Below are 17,870 nucleotides of genomic sequence, written 5' to 3'. Positions count from 1 at the left end.
GCAGTGCCAGGGTGCAACATTGCCGCGAAGTGTCATCTCGCGAAGTCCAGCGTCAGGGGCGTCCGGCCCGGCGGAGCGTGGCCTCGGCGTGCTTGAGGATGGGCCCGTCGATCATCTTGCCCTGGTACTGGAACACGCCCGTTCCGGCGGCAGCGGCGGCGTCGAGCAGTTCCGTGGCCGCGGCGACGTCGGACTCGGACGGGGCGTAGGCTTCCCGGACCACGGCCACCTGGTTCGGGTGGATGCAGGCTTTGGAGCCGAAGCCGGACGCGACGGCGTCGCGGGCCTCGGCGGCGAGACCGTCCAGGTCGGGGATGTTGACGTAGACGGAGTCGATCGCTTCCTTACCGGCGGCGCGGGCGGCCAGCAGGACAGTGGAGCGGGCGTGCACGGCCACGGCGCGGTAGCCGCCGTCGTCGGTCCGGCTGGAGGTGCCGCCGAGTGAGGCGAGCAGGTCCTCGGCGCCCCACATCAGGCCCACCACGTTGGGTTCCGCGGCGATAGCGGCGGCGTTGACGATGCCGGCCGCCGTTTCGCACAAGGCGATCACGCTGTAGCCGTCGAGCTCCTTGAGCTGGGCGGCGCTTTCGGCCTTGGCAAGCATCACGTGCCGGTAGGGAGTGTGCTTGAGGCAGTGCAGGTCTTTTTCGAACTCCTCCGTGCCGGCCGGGTTGATCCGAACGATTGTGCGGCTGGGGTCCAGTTCGGGGACGTCCCCGGCAGAGCCGAGCTGGGCGAGAATCGCGCCGCGGGCGCGCTGCTTATCCGCCGGCGCGACGGCGTCCTCAAGGTCCACAATCACGGCATCCGAGCGCTCGGCAGCCTTCTGGTAGCGCTCGGGTCGGTCGGCAGGGCAAAACAGCAGGGCGGGGCCCATCAGGAAGCTCATGCTTCGATTGTCCCCTTTTCCACCGGTTCCTGCTGCGAGGCATGCGCGTCCCGCGTCCACATCAGGCAACTGCGGGTCGCCAGCGCCACCACGACGCCGTCCTGGTTCCGGCCGGTGTGCTGCATGGTCACGATCCCCTGTCCTGGCCGGGAGGAGGAGAGCCGTTTGCCGGTGATCGCGGTCTCCGTGTAGAGCGTGTCCCCGTGATAGAGCGGGTGCGGGAAGGACACATCGGTCAGTCCCAGTTGCGCGATGATGGTGCCCTGGGTCAGCTGCGCCACGGACTGGCCCACCAGGGTGGCGAGGGTGAACATGGAGTTCATCAGCCGCTGGCCGAACGGCTGTCCGGCGCTCCAGGCCGCGTCGAGGTGCAGCGCCTGGGTGTTCATGGTCATGGTGGTGAACAGGACGTTGTCCGTCTCCGTCACGGTCCGGCCGGGCCGGTGCGCGTAGAGCACGCCTTCGTCGAGTTCGTCGAAGTAGAGGCCGCGCTGTTCGATCACCCGGCGGCCGGTTCCGGGCCCGGGCACTGCATTCGTTGTCATACGGTCAGTTCCTGGTCTTCCTCGAAAAGTTCGGCGCCGGTGGCCGCGGCAACGTCCTCGGCCGTGACGTCGGGCGCCAGCTCGCGCAGCACCAGCCGGGATTTGCCCCCTTCGCTCACGACGTCGATCACGGCAAGATCGGTGATGATCCGGTCGACGCAGCCCTTGCCGGTCAACGGCAGCGTGCACCGTTCCACGATTTTCGGGTTGCCGTTGCGGTCAACGTGCTCCATCATCACGATGACCTTCTTGGCACCGAAGACCAGGTCCATCGCCCCGCCCATGCCCTTGACCATCTTGCCGGGGATCATCCAGTTGGCGAGGTCACCGTTCTGCGCCACTTCCATGGCGCCGAGCACCGCCACGTCGACGTGGCCGCCGCGGATCATGCCGAAGGAGGCGGCGGAGTCGAAGAACGCAGCGCCCTTGTTGACGGTGACGGTTTCCTTGCCGGCGTTGATCAGGTCCGGATCCACTTGGTCCTCGGCGGGGTACGGCCCGACGCCGAGGATCCCGTTCTCCGAGTGCAGCACCACCTCGACGCCGGCCGGAATGTAGTTGGGGATCAGCGTGGGCATCCCGATGCCGAGGTTGACGTACTGGCCGTTGTGCAGCTCCTGGGCCACCCGGGCGGCCAGCTCGTTGCGGGTCCAGCCCTTGCCTTGCACACCGCCGGCGTGTTCCACAGTGGAGCGCCGGTATTCGTGGCGGACCGCTTCGGGCCTGGGCGGCGCGCCCTGCGCGTTGTTCGTCTGCACGGCTAGGCTCCTGACTGCTCTGTAGTGCTGGAGGTGGTGCTGGAGGTGGTGCGCTTTTCGATCCGTTTCTCCGCCTGCGGCGCGAGGACCACCCGCTGCACGAAGATCCCGGGGACGTGGACGTGCTCCGGGTCCAGCTCCCCCGGCTCCACGAGTTCCTCCACCTCGGCGATGGTGATCCGGCCGGCCATGGCGCAGAGCGGATTGAAGTTCATCGCGGTGGCGTGGAAGACGAGGTTCCCGTGCCGGTCGCCCTTCCAGGCATGGACCAGGCCGAAGTCCGGGGTCAGGGCCTCCTCCAGCACGTAGTCGGCGCCGTGGAAGCTGCGGACCTCCTTGGCCGCGGAGGCGACCGCGACGTTCCCGTCGGCGTCGTACTTCTGCGGCAGGCCGCCGTCGGAGACCTGGGTGCCGACGCCGGCTGGCGTGTAGAAGGCGGGAATGCCGGCCCCGCCGGCCCGCAGCTTCTCGGCCAGCGTGCCCTGCGGGGTCAGGACCACTTCGAGTTCCCCGGCCAGGTATTGCCGGGCGAACTCCTTGTTCTCCCCCACGTACGAGCTGATAGTGCGGCGGATCCGACCGTCCTTGAGCAGGATGCCGAGCCCCCAGTCGTCCACGCCGCAGTTGTTGCTCACAGTTTCCAGGTCCGTCGCGCCGCTCTCATGCAGGGCGTCGATCAGCGCCACCGGGATGCCGCACAGCCCGAAACCGCCGACGGCGAGGGAGGCGCCGTCGTGGATGTCCGCGACGGCCTCGGCGGCGCTGGCAACAACTTTGTTGATCATCAGTGACCCTTCCGGCCGGCTACAGTCCCAGTTCGCGGGCGATCAGCATCAGCTGGACCTCCGTGGTGCCTTCGCCGACTTCAAGGATCTTGGAGTCGCGGTAGTGGCGCGCCACGGTGAATTCGTTGATGAAGCCATAGCCGCCGAACACCTGGGTGGCGTCCCGCGCGTTGTCCATGGCTGCCTCGCCTGCGACCATCTTAGCGATGGCCGCCTGCGTCTTGAACGGCTTGCCGGCGAGCATCCGGGCGGCCGCGTCGTAGTAGGCCAGGCGGGCGGTGTGGGCGCGGGCTTCCATCCGGGCGATCTTGAACGCGATGGCCTGGTACTTGCCGATGTTCTGGCCGAAGGCGCTGCGCTCCTTGGCGTATTTCACCGACTGGTCCACGCAGCCCTGGGCGGCGCCGACGGCCAGCGCGGCGATCGCGATCCGGCCCTCGTCGAGGATTGAGAGGAAATTCGCGTAGCCGCGGCCCCGGGTGCCGAGCAGGTTTTGCTCGGGGACGCGGACGTTGTCGAGGGTAAGCGGGTGCGTGTCCGAGGCGTTCCAGCCGACCTTGTTGTAGGCCTTCTCCGCCGTGAACCCGGGCGTGCCGGCGGGCACCAGGATCGTGGAGATTTCCTTCTTGATGCTGCCGTCCGGGCGTTCCTCCTGGCCGGTCACCGCGGTGACGGTGACGAGCCTGGTGATGTCGGTGCCGGAGTTGGTGATGAACTCCTTGTTCCCGTTGATGACCCACTCCCCGCCCTCGAGGCGCGCGGTGGTCTTGGTGCCGCCCGCGTCGGAGCCGGCCTCGGGCTCGGTCAGGCCGAAGCCTGCGAGCGCCTTGCCGGAGGCCAGCAGCGGCAGCCATTCCTGCTTCTGCGCGTCGGTGCCGAAGCGGTGGATCGGCATGGCGCCGAGCGAGACGCCAGCCTCCAGGGTAATCGCGACGGACTGGTCCACGCGGCCGAGCTGCTCGAGGGCCAGGGCCAGGGCGAAGTAGTCCCCGCCCATGCCGCCGAACTCTTCCGGGAACGGCAGGCCGAACAGGCCCATGTCCGCCATCTGCGAGACGACCTCGTAGGGGAAGCTGTGCTCTTCGTCGTGCTTGGCGGAAACCGGCGCCACCACCTGGTCGGCGAATTCGCGGACGGTGTTGCTGAGGTCCTGGTAGTCCTCGCTGAGTTCAAAATCTGGCATGGGGGTGACTCCTGTGTCTGGTGTGGCTGTGGTGTGGTGCTGAAGCTGTGGCTTGCTAGTCCGCCGCGCCCATCGCGATGACGGCTTCTTCGATGGTGTCTTCGGCTGCGGAAGGTTCAGCTGGGGCGGGGTGGATGGTGGCCAGCACCTGGTCGGCCTTGACGAGGTCTCCGGTGCCGGCGCTGAGGTGGACGGTGCCGTCCAGCGGCGCCACGAGCTGGTGCTCCATCTTCATGGCCTCCACCGAGAGCAGGACCTGGCCGGCTGTCACGGTATCGCCGTTGCTGACCGAGACGGACACCACCGTGCCGGGCATCGGCGAGCGCACCGCCGGGTCGGCGGCGCCTTCCTCGCGTTCGACGGCGGCCAGCACCCGGGCGAGCCGCGCCTCGCGGCTGAGCACCTCAAGGCGGCAGGACCAGCCCCCGTTGCCGAGGAATATCTCGGTGGGCGCCGGGCTGTCCGGACCCGGGTGGTGGGGTCCCGTGGACACCTGTGCGAGTGAGAACCGTCGGGCTTCTCCGCCGAGGGTCACCTCTGCCTGGTGGCGCCGGGCGAAACCCAACGATGCTGTGCGTTGCGTGCCGCCATTGACGCTGACCGTCGCCGTCCCCCGCCCTACCGAGCCGGACACCTCAACGGTGGCGATTCCGCCGTCGGGCGTTCCGAGACTGATCCGGCGCGGGGCAGCTGCACCGAGCCTCCAGCCGTCACGGCGATGCCAAGGGCCTTCCCCGGCGTCAACTGAACCGGGTTCCTGCATCGCCGCGGCGAAGACTGCGGCAGCGGCCACCTCGAAGTCGCCCGCATGCCGGAACGTGAACTCGGGCATCCTGCGTTCGATCAAGCCGGTGTCGAGCCGTCCGGCGCGGACATCGGCGTCATTGATCAGCAGCCGCAGGTACTCCACGTTGGTGTCGATGCCCAGGGCGGTGTACCCGGCGAGCGCCCGGTCCAGGGTGTCCAGGGCCTTCGCTCGGTCCTCGCCCCACGCGATGACCTTGGAAATCATCGGGTCGTAGCTGCTAGAGATTTGGAGGCCCTCCAGCAGGGCCGAGTCGACACGGACGCGGCCCGCTGCGGCATCCGGTTCTTCGTCCAGCAGCACGACGCGTCCGATCGACGGCAGGAAGTTCTTCTCCGGTACCTCGGCGTACACCCGCGCCTCCACCGAGTGTCCGGTGAGCACGACGTCGTCCTGGCGGATGGTGAGTTCTTCGCCGGCGGCGATGCGGACCTGCCATTCGACCAGGTCCACGCCGGTGACCATCTCGGTGACGGGGTGTTCGACCTGCAGCCGGGTGTTCATCTCCATGAAGAAGAACTCGTCCGGGGCGTTGTCCGAGACCAGGAATTCCACGGTGCCGGCGCCGGAGTAGTTGACGCTGCGCGCGGCCTGGCAGGCGGCCTCGCCGATCCGGGCCCGGATCTCCGCGCCGTCGGGCAGGGATTCCAGCAGCGGGGAGGGTGCCTCCTCGATGACCTTCTGGTGGCGGCGCTGCAGCGAGCACTCACGCTCGCCGAGGTGGATGACGTTGCCGTGGTTGTCCGCGAGGACCTGGACCTCGATGTGCCGTGGCGTGGTGACGAGCCGTTCCAGGAACAGGGTGTCGTCGCCGAAGGCACTCGCCGCGACCCGGCGGGCGGTGGCCAGGGTGGCTTCCAGGTCCTCGGGCCGTTCGACGACGTGCATACCCTTCCCGCCGCCGCCGGCGGAGGGCTTGATCAGCAGCGGGAAGCCGACGCCGGCCGCTGCCTCGATCAGCTGCGCGTCGCTCATGCCGGGCTCCGCGATGCCCGGGACCACCGGGACGCCGTAGCCGGTGACGTGGTTCTTGGAGCGGATCTTGTCTCCCATGACGTTCAGGGATTCGACGCCGGGGCCAATGAACGTGATCCCGGCCTTTTCCAGGGCGCGGGCGAAGTCGACGTTCTCGCTCAGGAAGCCGTAGCCGGGGTGTACGGCGTCGGCGCCGGTGTCGCGGCAGGCCTGGATGATCGCCTCGATCTTGAGGTAGCTCTCGGTCGCTGCCGCGGGGCCGATCCGGACGGCGAGGTCCGCCTCGCGCACATGGCGGGCGTCGGCGTCGGCGTCGGAATAGACCGCCACCGAACGGATCCCGAGGGCGCGCAGGGTGCGGATCACGCGGCAGGCGATCTCGCCGCGGTTGGCGACGAGGACGGTGCCGAAGAGCGGTGTCGTGGGTGCGGAGGTATCAGTCATGGCTGGCTCACATCCGGAACAGGCCGAAGGAGGTCTCCGGCAGCGGGGTGCGGGAGACGACGTCGAGCGCCAGTCCCAGGACGGTGCGGGTGTCCGCCGGGTCGATCACGCCGTCGTCCCAGAGGCGTGCGGTGGAGTAGTAGGGGCTGCCCTGGTCCTCGTACTGGGCCTTGATCGGGGCCTTGAAGGCTTCCTCTTCCGCGGCGGACCATTCCTCGCCGCGGGCCTCGTACTGGTCCCGCTTGACGGTGGCGAGCACGCTGGAGGCCTGGTTGCCGCCCATCACCGAGATCCGCGAGGCCGGCCACATCCAGAGGAAGCGCGGCGAGTAGGCGCGGCCGCACATCGAGTAGTTGCCGGCGCCGAAGGAGCCGCCAATCACCACGGTCAGTTTCGGCACGCGGGCGGTGGCGACGGCGGTGACCATCTTGGCGCCGTTCTTGGCGATGCCGCCCTGCTCGTAGTCCTTGCCGACCATGAAGCCGGAGAGGTTCTGCAGGAAGATCAGCGGGATGCCGCGCTGGTCGCAGAGTTCGATGAAGTGCGCGCCCTTGAGCGAGGACTCGCTGAAGAGCACGCCGTTGTTCGCCACGATGCCCACCGGGTGGCCGTGCAGCTTCGCGAAGCCGGTGACCAGGGTGGTGCCGTAGTTCTTCTTGAATTCGTGGAAGCGGCTGCCGTCCACCAGCCGGGCGATGACCTCGCGGACGTCGTACTGCGCGTTGACATCGGTGGGCACCGCGCCGTACAGCTCGTCCGGGTCGGCAACGGGTTCGACGACGGTGTCCACGTCCCAGAGGGGGGCCGCCGGCTTCGGCAGGGTGGAGACGATGTCCCGGACAATCTGCAGGGCGTGTTCATCGTTCTCGGCGAGGTGGTCGGTAACGCCGGAGATCTTCGAGTGCACGTCGCCGCCGCCGAGTTCCTCGGCCGTGACGATCTCGCCGATCGCGGCCTTCACCAGCGGCGGGCCGCCCAGGAAGATGGTGCCCTGGTTGCGGACGATCACGGTCTCGTCGCTCATCGCGGGAACGTAGGCGCCGCCGGCGGTGCAGGACCCCATCACCGAGGCAATCTGCGGGATCTTGGCTGCGGACATCTTGGCCTGGTTGAAGAAGATCCGGCCGAAGTGCTCCTTGTCCGGGAAGACCTCGTCCTGCTTTGGCAGGAAGGCGCCGCCGGAGTCCACGAGGTAGATGCAGGGCAGCCGGTTCTCCAGCGCGATTTCCTGCGCCCGGAGGTGCTTCTTCACCGTCATCGGATAGTAGGTGCCGCCCTTGACGGTGGCGTCGTTGGAGATGACCAGGACCTGGCGGCCGTGGACCAGGCCGATCCCGGCAATCACCCCGGCGCCCGGCGAGTCGCCGTCGTACATGCCCTCGGCCGCCAGCGGGGCGATCTCCAGGAAGGGGCTGCCGTCGTCGAGCAGCCGGTCGATCCGTTCCCGCGGGAGCAGCTTGCCGCGTGCCACGTGCCGTTCCCGGGACTTCTCCGGCCCGCCCAGCGCGGCGGCGGCGAGGCGGTCCTTCAGCTCCCGGGCCAGGCCGAGCTGCGCCTCGCGGTTCGCGGCGTAGCCCGGGCTGCCCGCGTCCAGCTGGCTGGCGATTGTCTCCATTGACTGCTTTCCGTCCTCGGCCGTGCGTTGCCCGCCCCCGTGGGGCGTCGCGGCCATTTCGGTTAGTAACGCATAACTGAGATTTAGGTTAGTCTCTATTAACTGTGATGTCCAACACAGGACAGTTTCACGCAGGACAGTCGAGAAGGGGACGCGCCGGTGACCGAGTCCAGCCAGACCACCCAGCGGAGCCAGGCCAAGGAGAACCGCCGGAAGGCCCTGCTCACCGCAGCGGCCGCCCTCTTCGCCGCCGACGGCTTCAACCGCGTCTCGCTGGAGGACCTTGGCGCCGCGGCGGGGGTCAGCGGACCCGCCGTCTACCGCCACTTCGCCGGCAAGCAGGCGGTCCTCGGGGCCCTGCTGCTCAGCGTCAGCCAGGACCTGCTGGACGGCGGCCGCAGCGTGGTGGCAGGGTCCGACGGCGCCGCAGCGGCACTTGCCGGCCTGGTCGAGTTCCATGTGGACTTCGCCCTCAGCAACCCGGACGTCATCCGCGTCCAGGACCAGGACTTCAGCAACCTCGACGACGACGACGAGGCCGAGGTCCGCACCCTGCAACGCAACTACGTCGAGCTCTGGGTGGAGGTCCTGGCCGGGCTGCTTCCGGACACCGATCCGGCCGAGCTCCGGATGCGCGCGCACGCCACCTTCGGCCTAATCAACTCAACGCCGCACTCGGTGCGGAACCACGGACGCCGGATGGCCCTCAAACGGGCCAGGCCGCTGCTGGAAAGCATGGCCCTGGCCGCCCTGACGGCACCGGCCACGCCGCGCCCCCTCGGCTGACGGCCCCGGACAGCAAAAGGCCGGGCACCCATGACGTGGATGCCCGGCCCCGGAGTGCCTAGACCATCGCCAGGGCCATTCCGGGATCGGCCAGGATGGCGCCCAGGTCCTGCAGGAACCGGGAGCCCTGCTCGCCGTCGACAAGCCGGTGGTCAAAGGACAGGCTCAGCGTCATGACCTGGCGCAGCGCCACCTCATCCTGGTACTCCCACGGCATCTTCCGCACCGCGCCGAGCGCCAGGATGGCGGCCTCGCCCGGGTTGAGGATGGGCGTGCCGGCGTCGATGCCGAAGACGCCGATGTTCGTGATGGAGATGGTCCCGCCGGAGAGGTCCGCCGGGGCGGTCTTCCCCGCCCGCGCCGTATCCGTCAGCTCAGTCAGCGCGGTCGAAAGCTCCAGCAGGGACATCCGGTCCGCGTCCTTGATGTTCGGAACGGTCAGGCCCCGCGGGGTCGCGGCCGCGATGCCAAGGTTGACGTAGTTGAACTGGACGATCTCCTGGTTCGCTTCGTCCCACCGGGCGTTGAGCGTCGGGTGGTTGCGCAGCGCGATCAACACGGCCTTGGACACCAAGGTCAGCGGAGTCAGCTTGTAGCCCGCGAACGCACGGCTGGCCTTCAGCCGGCCCAGCAGTTCCATGGTGGGCGTGACGTCGAGGGTCAGGAACTCGGTGACGTGCGGTGCCGTGAAGGCGCTGGACACCATGGCCGCGGCGGTGAATTTACGCACGCCCTTGATCGGGGTCCGGGTTTCCCGCCCGCCCTGAACCGGCGACGGCGCAACGACCTCGCCGCCGGCGAGTTCCTGGGGCGCAACCGGAAGGTCGCCGCCGCCAACGAAGTTCCGGACGTCATCGCGGGTGATGAGCCCGCGCTCCCCCGTACCGGTGATAGCTGCGAGGTCGACGCCGAGATCCTTGGCCAGCTTGCGCACCGGCGGCGTGGAGCGCGGACGCTCTGCCGGAGTGGTGTCGGCGGCATGGGTGTCGGCTGCCACCGGCGCGGGCTCGGCAACCGTCTCCACGGCTGCCACGACCGGCGCGGCCGCCGGCGCGGCCACCGGGGTTTCAGCCGGGGTAACCACAGGAGCCGCCGGGGCTGCCTGGGCCGCCGCGGCGGCGAAGCTGCGGGCGCGGCGCGCCGGACGGCCGGAGCCTTCCAGCACGGCGCCGTAGCCGACCAGGTTCGGTTCACGCTTGGCGGGAGCTTCCCCGGCGTCACCGCCGCCGTCGTCGCCCTCGATCTCGAAGGAAACGATCGGCTTGCCGACCTCGACCACGGTGCCGGGCTGCTCATGCAGCGCCGTCACGACGCCGGCGAACGGCGAGGGCAGCTCGACGACGGCCTTGGCGGTTTCCACCTCGGCGATGATCTGGTTGAGCGTGACGGTGTCCCCGACGCCGACCTTCCACGCGACGATTTCTGATTCCGTCAGGCCTTCGCCGAGGTCCGGAAGCCGGAATTCCTTGATCATGGTGGCGGTCATCCTTCCAGCCCGCTAAGGGAGTTGGGGCGGCCCAGGGCCCGGTCGACGCCGTCGAGGATCCTGTCCAGGCCCGGCAGGTGGTGCATTTCAAGCTTTGAATACGGGTACGGGACATCGAAGCCGGTCACCCGGACGGGCGCCGCTTCGAGGTGGTAGAAGCAGCGTTCCGTGATGCTGGCGGCCACTTCCGCGCCGAGGCCGCCGGACTGGCTGGCCTCGTGCGTGATGACGAGACGTCCGGTCTTCCGGACCGAGGCCTCCAGGGTCGCGAAGTCCAGCGGGGCCAGCGAGCGCAGGTCGATGACCTCGATGGAGACGCCTTCATCCGCGGCAGCGAGCGCGGCGTCGCGGGCGGTCTTCACGAGCGGACCGTACGCGACCAGCGTCACGTCGGTGCCCTCGGTGACCACGCGTGCTTTCTCCATGGACAGGGCGGCGGCGAGGTCGAGCGACTCATCCACCTCACCCTTGTCGTGGTAGCGGCGCTTGGGTTCGAAGTAGAGCACCGGATCGTCCGAGGCGATGGCCTGCTGGATCATGGTGTGGGCGTCCTGCGGGTTGGAGACGCTGACCACGCGCAGGCCCGAGGTGTGGGTGAAGTAGGCCTCGGGCGATTCGGAGTGGTGTTCCGGTGAGCCGATGCCGCCGCCGAAAGGCACGCGGATGGTGATCGGCATCTTGACCGCGCCCTGGGTGCGGTAGTGCATCTTGGCGACCTGGCTGACAATCTGGTCGAACGCCGGGTAGATGAAGCCGTCGAACTGGATCTCCACCACCGGGCGGTAGCCGCGGTAGGCGAGGCCGACGGCGGTGCCGAGGATGCCGGATTCGGCCAGCGGCGTGTCCACCACGCGGTGCTTTCCGAAGTCTTTCTGCAGGCCGTCGGTGACGCGGAAGACACCGCCGAGGGTGCCGATGTCCTCGCCCATGAGGATCACCTTGGGATCGTTTTCGAGGGACTTGCGCAGGCCCGAATTAATGGCTCGGGCAAAGGTCATCTGCGTCATCAGCGTGCACCTTCTTCGGAAGCGGCCTCTGCGGGATCGCCGAAGGAAGCCAGGTAACGGGTGTAGTGGTCCTGCTGGCGCTCCAGCGAGGAGTTGGGCGTGCTGTACACGTGCTTGAAGATGTCCAGCGGCTCCGGTTCCGGCATGTTGATGGTGCCGGAGCGCAGTTCCTTGGCGACGGCGTCGGCCTTGGCGGCGACGGCGGTTTCCAGCTCTGCGGTCAGCAGGCCCTTGCGGTCGAGCAAGGTCTTAAGCCTGGCGATCGGGTCCTTCGCAGCCCAGTCCTCGAGCTCGTTGGCGTCCCGGTAGCGGGTGGGGTCATCCGCCGTCGTGTGCGGTCCCATCCGGTACGTGACGGCCTCAATGAAGGTGGGTCCCCCGCCGCGGCGGGCACGGTCGATGGCGATCCTCGTGGCGGCCATGACGGCCAGCACGTCGTTGCCGTCCACGCGCATGCTCGGGATGCCGAAGCCGGAGGCGCGGTCCGCGATCTGGATGTGGGACTGCAGCATCACGGGCTCGGAGATGGCCCAGTGGTTGTTCTGGCAGAAGAACACCACGGGGGCCTGGAAGCTCGCCGCGAAGACCATGGCCTCGTTGACGTCGCCTTCGCTGGTGGCGCCGTCGCCGAAGTAGGCCACGGCCACCGAATCGGCTCCGTCGTTCTGGATTCCCATGGCGTACCCGGTGGCGTGCAGCGACTGGGCGCCGATGATGATTTGCTGCGTCGCCACGTTCACCGTGTAGGGATCCCAGCCGGCCAGGGCGTTGCCGCGCCAAGCTTTCACGATGTCCGCCGGCTGCACCCCGCGGACGTAGGCGACGCCGTTGTCCCGGTAGCTGGGGAAGACGAAGTCGTCGTCGCGGAGCGCACGTGCCGAGCCGATCTGGGACGCCTCCTGGCCCAGCAGCGGGGGCCACAGGGCGAGCTCGCCCTGGCGCTGCAGGGCGGTGGCCTCGGCGTCGATCCGGCGGATGGCGACCATGTCCTCGTAGAGGGAGGCGAGCTGTTCGTCGCTGACGTCCTGGACCCAGGAGTCGAACTCCGGATGGCTTACGCGTTCACCCCCCGGGGTGATGAGCTGGACGAGATCGCCGCCCGAGCGCCTGTTTGATTCTGCACTGTTCCCGGGGCCGCCGGCGGCAATGCCGCCCTTGCCCGCGTCGTCGGTAAACACAGTTTGTCCGCAACCTTCTGACGTCGTCTGACCCTGCCCGCGGGACTCGTGATCCCTACGCGCGACGGCCACCCGGGCGCCGTTGCCCCGGATAATTGTGACCCTACTCACAACTGCCATTGGGTACAACCACCTTTGAATAAATTGAGCATTCTGCCCTGTCTGGCCGTTCAGGACCGTGCTAACCTTGCGCATTATGCAAGCTTTGGATGGCACCGACACCCGTCTGCTTTCGGCCATGGCGAGGGATCCCCGGCGCACCGTGGTGGCACTGGCGCAGAAGCTGGGGTTGTCGCGCAATACGGTGCAGGCCCGGATGGCCCAGCTGGAGAAAAAACACGTCTTCCTCTCCTTCGAACGCCGGATCAACCCGGCCGCCCTGGGCTATCCCCTGATGGCGTTTATCTCCGTCCACGTCCAGCAGCAGAAGCTGGGCCAACTGGCGGTGGAACTGGCCTGCATCCCGGAAATCCTGGAAGGCTATGGCCTCACCGGTTCGGCCGACCTGCTGCTCCGGGTGGTAGCTCTGGACGCCGAGGACCTCTTCCGGATCAACGGCAAGATCCTCGCCTGCGAAGGCGTGGACCGCACCGACACTGCCCTGGCCATGGGTGAACTGATTCCTTTCCGGATCCAGCCGCTGCTGGAGCGCGGCTCCGCGGAGGCCTGAGCGGCGCTCACCTAACTGCCGGGCAACCCCAACTAATGCGAAGGGGAGCCCCCGTGCAACTGCACGGGGGCTCCCCTTGATTGGTGTTGCCTGCCGAGGCCGACTGATTGTGGTTCGCGGCCCGGCCGGGCGGTTAGTGGTTGGTGGCCTTTTCGGCGCCCACCCCGGTCAGGGAGCGGACCTCCATTTCGGCCTGCTTCGTGGTGTCTTCGAGCTTCTTGTCCAGCACCGTGCCCAGCCAGCCCAGCAGGAACGCGAGCGGGATGGAGACGATGCCGGGGTTGCTCAGCGGGAAGATCGCGAAGTTGGCCCCCGGGATCATCGACGTTTTGGCACCGGAGACAACCGGGGAGAGCGCGATCAGGATGATGGCCGAGCCGAGACCGCCGTACATGCTCCAGATGGCGCCCTGGGTGGTGAACCGGCGCCAGAACAGCGAGTACACGATCGTGGGCAGGTTGGCCGAGGCCGCCACCGCGAAGGCGAGCGCTACGAGGAACGCGACGTTCTGGCCGTTGGCGAAAATTCCGCCGACGATGGCGAGCAACCCGATCACGACGACCGTGCGACGGGCGACCTTGACCTCGGTATTGGCGTCGGCCTTGCCCTTGGCGATGACGCTGGCATAGATGTCATGCGCGAAGGACGCTGCCGCGGTGATCGTGAGGCCGGCGACCACGGCCAGGATCGTGGCGAACGCCACCGCGGAGATGAAGCCGAGCAGCAGCGGTCCGCCCAGGTGGAAGGCCAGCAGCGGCGCTGCCGAGTTGACGCCGCCCGGCGCGCCCTTGATCGTGTCGGCACCCACCAGCGCGGCTGCGCCGTAGCCCAGGACCAGGGTGAACAGGTAGAAGATACCGATCAGCCAGATGGACCACACCACGGACTTGCGGGCTTCCTTGGCGGTCGGAACCGTGTAGAAGCGCATCAGCACGTGCGGCAGGGCCGCCGTGCCGAGGACGAGCGCCAGGCCAAGGGACATGAAATCAAGCTTGGAGGTCTCGGTCTTGCCGTACTGCAGGCCCGGGTTCAGAATGCTCGGGTTCTTCGAGGTTTCCACCGCGCCGCCGAGCAGGTCGGAGAGGTTGAAGCCGTAGATGGCCAGGACCCAGAAGGTCATGACGGCCGCGCCGGCAATGAGCAGCATGGCCTTGATGATCTGGACCCAGGTGGTGCCCTTCATGCCGCCGATCAGCACATACATGATCATCAAGGCGCCGACGACGATGATCACGAGCGCCTGCCCGCCCCAGTCGCTGATCCCCAGCAGCAGCGAGATCAGGCTGCCGGCTCCCGCCATCTGGGCCAGGAGGTAGAAGAAGCAAACGGCCAGAGTCGAGATGGCCGCGGCGATGCGGACCGGGCGCTGCTTGAGCCGGAACGAAAGGACGTCGGCCATGGTGAACTTGCCGGTGTTGCGCAGCAGTTCGGCCACCAGGAGCAGCGCGACGAGCCACGCCACGAGGAAGCCGATGGAGTACATGAAGCCGTCATAGCCGTTGATGGCGATAGCGCCGGTGATACCGAGGAACGAAGCCGCGGAGAGGTAGTCGCCGGCAATCGCGGTGCCGTTTTGCGGGCCCGTGAAGGAGCGGCCGGCAGCATAGTAGTCCGCCGCGGTCTTATTGTTTCGGCTGGCCCTGATGACGATGACCATGGTGATCGCGACGAACAGGGCGAAGATGCCCATGTTCAGCGCGGTGGTGTCCTTGAGATCCGCAACGTTGACCGCGGGAACCATAAACGTCATTTTGCTTCTCCGCTCACTCGGTTGCCGTGCTTGTCGAACTCGTGGCCTTCGATTTCGTGGCGGATCTCGGCGGCGATCGGGTCCAGTTTCCGGTTCGAGTAGCTGACGTACCAGCCGGTGATGGCGAACGTGGAGACGAACTGCAGCAGGCCCAGGATCAGGCCGATGTTGATGTTGCCCCAGACCTTGGTGGACATGAAGCCCACCGCGTAGTCGGCCAGCAGGACGTAGGCGAAGTACCACAGCAGGAATGCGATGGCCATCGGAAAGACAAAGCTGCGGTGCCGTTTGCGCAGTTCCTGGAACTGCTCCGTCGATTGGACTTCCTTGAAGTCCACGAACGCCGGTGCGTCCGTTTCTTGGGCTTCGTGACCCATCGTTCCTCCTCATTGAGACTGGCGAGCCACCCCCGGGTGCCCCGGGCTCCGGGAAACAGACTTCCGGCCTTGTGTGACTGCAATCACTGTGCCCCGTGATGCGTATTACATTCCAGCACCGCCGTGTTTCCTGTCGCTCAACGGTCGCGATGCTGCGCCCAACGGCGCCCTTCGACCGTTCCTCCGGTGCTCGCCCCCGGCCTGCGGGCCGCCGCGCTACGCTGGCAGCATGCCGGACTCTCCCCTCTTCACCGCCGCGGCGATCGCCGTGATCGCCCTGGCGATCGCCGTCGTCGTGGCCGTCGGACTCAAGGTCCTGCGCTCCTTCCGCGAGCTGGGTACCGACGCGGAACGCGCCACCTACAAGACGCTGCACGCGGCTTCCCGCGCAGGCCAGCACCTACGCACCGGACTGAACCCGGCCGGCGCCGCCAAGGCGAGCCGCCAGCTGCGCAGCCTGCTGGGCTGCGATGCCCTGGCGATCACCGACACGACCGGAGTGCTGGCCTGGGACGGTGCCGCCGAAGAGCTCAAGCCAGCCTTGATGGGCCTCGCCGCCAAGGTACTGGAGGGCGGCCACACCGCCGTGATCCCGGCGGGCGAACTGCAGCTGCTCGCCAACGGCAAGGCCGCCGCGCCGCTGGCCCCCGGGGTGGAACGCGCCGTCGTGATCGCCCCGATCAAGGCCGGCACCCGGGTGGTGGGCGTGGTGGCGGCGTTCGCCCCGGCAGCCGGCGCGGGGCTGGTGCGCGCCACCAGTGAGGTGGCCGACTGGGTGGCGACGCAGGTGGAACTGGCCGAGCTGGACGCGTCCCGGACGCTGCTGATGGAGGCCGAGGTCCGTGCGCTCCGGGCCCAGATCAGCCCGCACTTCATCTACAACTCGCTGAACGCGATCGCGTCCTTCATCAACACCGACCCGGTCCGCGCCCGCGAGCTGGTGGTGGAGTTCGCGGATTTCACCCGGTATTCCTTCCGCCGGCACGGCGACTTCACCACGCTGGCCGAGGAGCTGCGCTGCATTGACCGGTACCTGCTCCTGGAGCGCGCGCGCTTCGGCGACCGGGTGCAGGTGAGCCTGCGGATCGCGCCCGAGGTGCTCAGCACGGTCATCCCGTTCCTGAGCCTGCAGCCGCTGGTGGAGAACGCGGTCCGGCACGGGCTGGAGGCCAAGGAGGGCCCGGGCCACATCACCATCACGGCCAACGATTCCGGCGCCTTCGCCGAGGTGACCATCGAGGACGACGGCGTCGGCATGGATCCGGAGAAACTGCGTGCCGTCCTGGCCGGGCACAGCGACGGCGAACACGTCGGCCTGCACAACGTCGATGCCCGGCTGCGGCAGGTGTACGGCGAGGACAACGGCCTCGTGATCGAGACGGCGCCGGGCGAGGGCACCCTGATCACCATGCGGGTGCCCAAATCCCAGCCGCGGCACGACGCCTGAGCCCGGCGCGGTGCCCGGCGCCGTGCCCGTCGCCGATGATTCCGGCCACGGCAGTACCCTAGAACCATGATTAACGTCCTCGTCGCCGATGACGAGCTGCCCGCTGTCGAGGAGTTGGCCTTCCTGCTGGGCCGGGACGAGCGGATCGGGGCGATCCACCGTGCCTCCTCCGGCGCCGAGGCGCTGCGCGCCCTCGAGTCCCAGGAGGTCGACGCCGTGTTCCTGGACATCCATATGCCGGCCCTCTCCGGCCTGGACATTGCCCGTGTCATCGCCCGCAGCGCCAAGCCGCCCGCCGTCGTCTTCGTCACCGCCGACGAGGACTGCGCGCTGGAGGCGTTCGAGCTGGCCGCCGTCGACTACCTGCTCAAGCCGGTCCGCGCCGAGCGGCTGGCCAGGTCGATCGGCCGCATCAGTGAGCTGATCCGTGAGGGTGCACCGGCGCCGGAGATGATCACGGTGGATCTGGGCGGCACCACCAAGATGATCCGGCGCGAGGACGTCACCTACGTCCAGGCGCAGGGCGACTACGCCCGGCTGCACACCGCGGACGCCAGCTACCTCATCCGGGTGCCGCTGGCAGACCTCGAGCAGCAGTGGGCCGATGCCGGATTCCTGCGTATCCACCGCTCGTACCTGATCGCCCTGAACCACGTCGGGCACATGAAACTGGCCGCGGCCCGTCCCAGCGTGACCGTCGCCGGGGCCGAACTGCCGATCAGCCGCCGGCACCTGCCGCCGGTCCGGGAGAAACTCGAGGCGACCCGGATCCGGCCGCAGGCATGACCCGGGTCCGCGTCACCGCTCCGCGCAGCTTCACGGTGGGCAGCGCCGCGTCGGGCAGCATCGCCGCCGGGCGCTCGGCCGCCGACACGCGCGAGGCCGCCGAGGAATCCGACGCCGGGCAGGTGTTCGTCCGCTCACTGATCCGTTCCCAGCTCCGGCTCGGCGTGGTGGTGGCCGCCGGCTTCCTGCTCATCCTGCTCGCCTTCGCGCTGATGCTGGGGCTGGTGCCGGGCCTGGCCGAACTGCGGATCGCGGGGCTGCCCTTCGACTGGGTCCTGCTGGGCGCCGGGATCTACCCGGTGATCGGGCTCAGCGCCTGGCTGTACGTCCGCACGGCCGCGCGGAACGAGTCCCGCTACCGCGACCTGACCGGGGACAAGTGAG

The 17,870-nt window shown here is 68.2% G+C and carries 17 protein-coding genes; 5 read left to right on the top strand and 12 right to left on the bottom strand.

Annotation, left to right across the window (positions count from 1 at the left end):
* Positions 1-52: 52 nt before the first annotated feature.
* The 7 genes from HNO80_RS12435 to HNO80_RS12405 are packed head-to-tail and all read right to left on the bottom strand — an operon-like array spanning position 53 to position 7,999.
* Complete coding sequence (locus HNO80_RS12435; RefSeq protein ID WP_175323164.1) at positions 53-889, bottom strand: HpcH/HpaI aldolase/citrate lyase family protein; 837 nt, start codon at positions 887-889, stop codon at positions 53-55.
* Complete coding sequence (locus HNO80_RS12430; RefSeq protein ID WP_175323163.1) at positions 886-1,434, bottom strand: MaoC family dehydratase; 549 nt, start codon at positions 1,432-1,434, stop codon at positions 886-888. The genes HNO80_RS12435 and HNO80_RS12430 overlap by 4 nt, the downstream gene beginning before the upstream one ends.
* Positions 1,431-2,192, bottom strand: coding sequence for a CoA transferase subunit B (locus HNO80_RS12425; RefSeq protein WP_175323162.1), 762 nt, complete (start codon positions 2,190-2,192; stop codon positions 1,431-1,433). The genes HNO80_RS12430 and HNO80_RS12425 overlap by 4 nt, the downstream gene beginning before the upstream one ends.
* Positions 2,193-2,194: 2 nt before the next feature.
* Entirely contained in the window at positions 2,195-2,977 is a 783-nt protein-coding gene (locus HNO80_RS12420) for a CoA transferase subunit A (protein ID WP_175323161.1), read from the bottom strand.
* A 19-nt stretch (positions 2,978-2,996) separates the two neighbouring features.
* Positions 2,997-4,160, bottom strand: a complete 1,164-nt coding sequence (locus tag HNO80_RS12415; protein ID WP_175323160.1) for an acyl-CoA dehydrogenase family protein — start codon at positions 4,158-4,160, stop codon at positions 2,997-2,999.
* Between the two features lie 55 nt (positions 4,161-4,215).
* Positions 4,216-6,384, bottom strand: a complete 2,169-nt coding sequence (locus HNO80_RS12410; RefSeq protein WP_175323159.1) for an acetyl/propionyl/methylcrotonyl-CoA carboxylase subunit alpha — start codon at positions 6,382-6,384, stop codon at positions 4,216-4,218.
* Between the two features lie 7 nt (positions 6,385-6,391).
* Positions 6,392-7,999: a carboxyl transferase domain-containing protein gene (locus HNO80_RS12405; RefSeq protein WP_175323158.1), complete on the bottom strand. Its 1,608-nt coding sequence runs from the start codon at positions 7,997-7,999 to the stop codon at positions 6,392-6,394.
* A gap of 159 nt (positions 8,000-8,158) precedes the next feature.
* On the opposite strand from HNO80_RS12405, the gene HNO80_RS12400 reads away from it, so the two are divergent.
* Positions 8,159-8,785, top strand: a complete 627-nt coding sequence (locus HNO80_RS12400; protein WP_175323157.1) for an SACE_7040 family transcriptional regulator — start codon at positions 8,159-8,161, stop codon at positions 8,783-8,785.
* A 58-nt stretch (positions 8,786-8,843) separates the two neighbouring features.
* Here HNO80_RS12400 and HNO80_RS12395 read toward each other — a convergent pair whose 3' ends face one another.
* The 3 genes from HNO80_RS12395 to pdhA are packed head-to-tail and all read right to left on the bottom strand — an operon-like array spanning position 8,844 to position 12,456.
* Positions 8,844-10,271, bottom strand: a complete 1,428-nt coding sequence (locus HNO80_RS12395; RefSeq protein WP_175323156.1) for a dihydrolipoamide acetyltransferase family protein — start codon at positions 10,269-10,271, stop codon at positions 8,844-8,846.
* A complete protein-coding gene (locus HNO80_RS12390) occupies positions 10,268-11,278 on the bottom strand; it encodes an alpha-ketoacid dehydrogenase subunit beta (RefSeq protein WP_175323155.1) in 1,011 nt (336 codons plus the stop codon). The genes HNO80_RS12395 and HNO80_RS12390 overlap by 4 nt, the downstream gene beginning before the upstream one ends.
* A complete protein-coding gene (gene pdhA / locus HNO80_RS12385; protein ID WP_175323154.1) occupies positions 11,278-12,456 on the bottom strand; it encodes a pyruvate dehydrogenase (acetyl-transferring) E1 component subunit alpha in 1,179 nt (392 codons plus the stop codon). Before pdhA ends, HNO80_RS12390 begins: the two co-directional genes overlap by 1 nt.
* A 196-nt stretch (positions 12,457-12,652) precedes the next feature.
* On the opposite strand from pdhA, the gene HNO80_RS12380 reads away from it, so the two are divergent.
* Positions 12,653-13,126, top strand: coding sequence for an Lrp/AsnC family transcriptional regulator (locus HNO80_RS12380; protein WP_175323153.1), 474 nt, complete (start codon positions 12,653-12,655; stop codon positions 13,124-13,126).
* 133 nt (positions 13,127-13,259) lie between these two features.
* Here HNO80_RS12380 and HNO80_RS12375 read toward each other — a convergent pair whose 3' ends face one another.
* Both HNO80_RS12375 and HNO80_RS12370 read right to left on the bottom strand, forming a co-directional pair.
* Positions 13,260-14,876, bottom strand: coding sequence for a monocarboxylic acid transporter (locus HNO80_RS12375; protein WP_175323152.1), 1,617 nt, complete (start codon positions 14,874-14,876; stop codon positions 13,260-13,262).
* Positions 14,873-15,253 (bottom strand): DUF485 domain-containing protein, encoded by a 381-nt coding sequence (locus HNO80_RS12370; protein ID WP_175323151.1) that lies wholly within the window; start codon positions 15,251-15,253, stop codon positions 14,873-14,875. The genes HNO80_RS12375 and HNO80_RS12370 overlap by 4 nt, the downstream gene beginning before the upstream one ends.
* Before the next feature lie 229 nt (positions 15,254-15,482).
* Here HNO80_RS12370 and HNO80_RS12365 point away from each other — a divergent pair, with 229 nt between their 5' ends.
* The 3 genes from HNO80_RS12365 to HNO80_RS12355 all read left to right on the top strand — a co-directional run bounded on the left by HNO80_RS12365 (position 15,483) and on the right by HNO80_RS12355 (position 17,869).
* Positions 15,483-16,700, top strand: a complete 1,218-nt coding sequence (locus HNO80_RS12365; RefSeq protein WP_175323150.1) for a sensor histidine kinase — start codon at positions 15,483-15,485, stop codon at positions 16,698-16,700.
* 66 nt (positions 16,701-16,766) lie between these two features.
* Positions 16,767-17,486, top strand: coding sequence for a LytR/AlgR family response regulator transcription factor (locus HNO80_RS12360; protein ID WP_175323149.1), 720 nt, complete (start codon positions 16,767-16,769; stop codon positions 17,484-17,486).
* Positions 17,483-17,869, top strand: coding sequence for a hypothetical protein (locus HNO80_RS12355; protein WP_175323148.1), 387 nt, complete (start codon positions 17,483-17,485; stop codon positions 17,867-17,869). Before HNO80_RS12360 ends, HNO80_RS12355 begins: the two co-directional genes overlap by 4 nt.
* Position 17,870: the final 1 nt, after the last annotated feature.

The sequence above is a fragment of the Arthrobacter sp. C9C5 genome (assembly GCF_013359735.1).
Lineage (GTDB): Bacteria > Actinomycetota > Actinomycetes > Actinomycetales > Micrococcaceae > Arthrobacter.
This window is presented reverse-complemented; position numbering and strand designations above follow the sequence as displayed.